This is a genomic window from Plectonema cf. radiosum LEGE 06105 (assembly GCF_015207665.1).
GTDB classification, from domain to species: Bacteria; Cyanobacteriota; Cyanobacteriia; order Cyanobacteriales; family Nostocaceae; genus Rivularia; species Rivularia radiosa_A.
Map to the genome: position 1 here is coordinate 1 of NZ_JADEWL010000279.1, position 2939 is coordinate 2939.

Below are 2939 nucleotides of genomic sequence, written 5' to 3' on the forward strand. Positions count from 1 at the left end.
CTCCCCATCCCCCCATCTCCTTGTCCTCTTCTAAGTAGTCTTCCTACCGGGTACATAACGGTAGGGTAAAGCAACTTCTACGGGTTTGACACTGGGTTGAGGTGTGGAGGATTCTCGTGTCATGTCGGGAATTTCCATGCTTTGGATTTGAGAAGTAACTCTAGCAATGGTTCTTTGATAATTACGTTCGTTGGTAATCATACCCCCAGCCATTGACATAAAGTTGCTGGGAATGACTCTGCGAATTTCGTCTCCGGTTGCGTATCCTCCCGATGTACGGGCGGTATAGTAAGAACTACCTCCCAAATATCGAATAGCCATACGGTTACGGAAGTCTGCACCGTAGCGGGGATTTACTAAGTTAAAGGGTCTGCCTTTGTAGCGGCGGCGCTGGTAGGGTATGATGTCGTTACCGAAGTTTTGACGGTACTCGTCGCTGTCTACTAAAGCGTCGATAAATCCATGTAAACCTTTGGTCGCAATGATAATTGACCAGGCTATTTGCTCTTGTTTGTTATAGGTTGCACGTCCCAAAAACCGTTTGAAGCTGATGTCAACTAAACGGTAGTTGGAGTTGGTTTCTGCTACTTCTTCGCGGTAAACGTCTGTTTTCCCCAAACCTCGGATAAAATCGCTAACGCTAATTGCCCGATTTCGCATTTGCGATTCTAAAAAGGGTTGCCGATATGATTCTAATATCAAGTGTTCGCTGTATATTTGCCGATAACCCGCCCAGATGATTTGATCAATGTCTTGATCTGAGGTGGCATCTGTCAATCTATACATGATTGGCGTGTCTTCGCTAGGCACTTCATAGCCTTCGACACGCTGATTTTGAGAACTAGGTTTATATTCAAGTACTGGTATTGACATTCTTGTTATTTTATGTAAGTGAACTGAACATCTATTAACTGGCAACTTGTTCTTGAGCTAACGCAACACGAGCGCGAACTGCTTTTTGAGCATCGTTTGAACGCATTTGAGAAAATCTTGCCGCAATTTCCGATTTTAAACTGGGAATTTTTGCTAACTCTTGCAAACCGACAATGGCAGCATAACGAATTGCCCAGTCTGCATCTTGAGTAATTGAAAGCAAGGTAGAGAGTGACTTTCTTTGTGCGATCGCCCTTTGGGAATCATCCAGTTTGTGCCATTGTAAAGAACCCAACCCTTTTGCAGCAGCGCGACGAACGCTAGGAGCAAAGTCTGTTGCAGCAGCTTCTAATAATAAGTCTAAGGCTTGTGGGTCGCCAATTGTTGCTAAAGTCCGAATTGAATAAGCTCGTGCGCCATAATTATAATCATCAATCTGTCCGAGCAGTTGCGGTACGGCTGCTTCTCCTAACTCTGTTAATCCTTTGACGGCTATGACTGCGGCTGCGGGATTGTTATACCCAAACACTGCAATCAAAGTCGGTATTGCTGCCGTATCTTTGGCTGCGACTAACTTTTGTACCGCTGTCACCATTCGCGCTGGTGAATCAGCCTCTGTGACGGCACGAATTAAGTTTTGGGTGTCCATAAGGAGTTAGCAGTAAGCAGTTAGGAGTTAGGAGTTAGGAGTTAGGAGTTTGGAGTTTGGAGTTTGGAGTTGGGAGTTAATTAACTCTCAACTGTCAACTGTCAACTGTCCACTATAAAAGCGAATCCATTAATTGCATTAACTTGATGGCGTTATCGTTGAGGGTAAGTGTTTCTTCGCCTTTGAGTTGATGCTCTAATAAACCCTTGAGGGCTATCAGTTTAAAGCTGTTTTCAACGGCGGCGATCGCAATTGTGTCTGCTGCTTTCATATACCCGATGGCACCCAAGTCACTTAATGCCATGCGACGCAATTTTAAATCGCTGTTTTGCAATACTTGTACCAAACGTTCTCCATATTCTGGTTCATTTGTTAATTGATACATTGCTCTAGCTGCGGCGCACTGCACTCGGATTACCGGATGTTCGAGAAATGGCTGAATCATATCTATGGCAACAGTAGCACCAATTGCTCCTAAAGCCTCTAATACTGCTTCGTAAGGCTGGATTAAGTGAGGTCTTCCGGGTATTTGTATCGCGGCTGCCACACCTCCATCTAATAGCTTTAATAGTGCAGGGATAGCTCTTGCATCACCTAGCATTTCTAAAGATTGGGCTGCGGCTTCCCTTACGTAAAAATCAGAGCATTCTAGGCATTTAATTAAACCCGGCACGGCTCGGTTATCACTTAATTTACCTAATGCTCTTGCAGCATTACGTCGTAATGGATAGCCTCCTAACTCGGTTCTATCGGCTTCATCATCTAAAGCTGCAATTAAGGTGTCAACAACTTCCGGATTATTGACACGAAACTTACCCAGCCACCAAGCAGCATAATAGCGGAGACTTAAATCTGAAGATTGTAAATTGACAATCGCTTGTTGTGGGGTTAACGGTGGTGCGTTATCTGTTGAATATTCTTCCGCACTCGGTTCAATCATCCATCACCCTCAATACTATTTATTTACTCTGTGATTTAGATTTTTTTGGTTCAGATTCGCTGTCCGGTTTGAGCGCAGATTCAGCAGTAACTTGCTCAATATTGATAATCTTACCGCCCATACGCGTTACTCGCTGCATTTCTTCGTTCATTCTATTGTACGGTACCGTCATAAATACGCTACCGCTGCGGCGAATTTGATAATTATTTTTATCTGTTTCTTCGTTCTGACGCAAACCTACAACTTCATAACGAAACATCCGGCTACTAGCGCTAGAAATTCCATTTGTACCAACTGTTGTTTGTCCGTACATTAAATTATTCCTCCTTTATGATTTTGAATTTTAGATTATGTCCTTGCGGACACGCTGCGCTAATGGATTTTAGATTGAGAGGACGGGAATTAAAAGTTAGGAGTTGTAGAGACGTAGCACTGCTACGTCTACAGAAGTTAGGAGTTATTTCCCCCATCTTCTTG

Annotated in this window: 4 protein-coding genes; all 4 read right to left on the bottom strand. The window is 43.7% G+C overall.

The features are described from left to right. Window positions 1-30: 30 nt before the first annotated feature. The 4 genes from cpcG1 to cpcD all read right to left on the bottom strand — a co-directional run bounded on the left by cpcG1 (window position 31) and on the right by cpcD (window position 2775). The gene (gene cpcG1, locus IQ247_RS31885; protein ID WP_193926196.1) at window positions 31-873 is read right to left on the bottom strand and encodes a phycobilisome rod-core linker protein CpcG1; all 843 of its coding nucleotides are present in this window, start codon (window positions 871-873) and stop codon (window positions 31-33) included. A 34-nt stretch (window positions 874-907) separates the two neighbouring features. Continuing rightward, window positions 908-1522: a C-phycocyanin alpha-cysteine-84 phycocyanobilin lyase subunit CpcF gene (cpcF, locus tag IQ247_RS31890; protein WP_193926197.1), complete on the bottom strand. Its 615-nt coding sequence runs from the start codon at window positions 1520-1522 to the stop codon at window positions 908-910. 112 nt (window positions 1523-1634) lie between these two features. Beyond that, a complete protein-coding gene (gene cpcE / locus IQ247_RS31895; RefSeq protein WP_193926198.1) occupies window positions 1635-2462 on the bottom strand; it encodes a C-phycocyanin alpha-cysteine-84 phycocyanobilin lyase subunit CpcE in 828 nt (275 codons plus the stop codon). A gap of 19 nt (window positions 2463-2481) precedes the next feature. Then, window positions 2482-2775: a rod-capping linker protein CpcD gene (gene cpcD, locus IQ247_RS31900; RefSeq protein WP_193926199.1), complete on the bottom strand. Its 294-nt coding sequence runs from the start codon at window positions 2773-2775 to the stop codon at window positions 2482-2484. Between the last annotated feature and the right edge of the window lie 164 nt (window positions 2776-2939).

Excerpts from the sequence above, each read along its gene's own strand:
- cpcG1 (WP_193926196.1), bottom strand. The coding sequence starts at position 873 with ATGTCAATACCAGTACTTGAATATAAACCTAGTTCTCAAAATCAGCGT.
- cpcF (WP_193926197.1), bottom strand. The coding sequence starts at position 1,522 with ATGGACACCCAAAACTTAATTCGTGCCGTCACAGAGGCTGATTCACCA.
- cpcE (WP_193926198.1), bottom strand. The coding sequence starts at position 2,462 with ATGATTGAACCGAGTGCGGAAGAATATTCAACAGATAACGCACCACCG.
- cpcD (WP_193926199.1), bottom strand. The coding sequence starts at position 2,775 with ATGTACGGACAAACAACAGTTGGTACAAATGGAATTTCTAGCGCTAGT.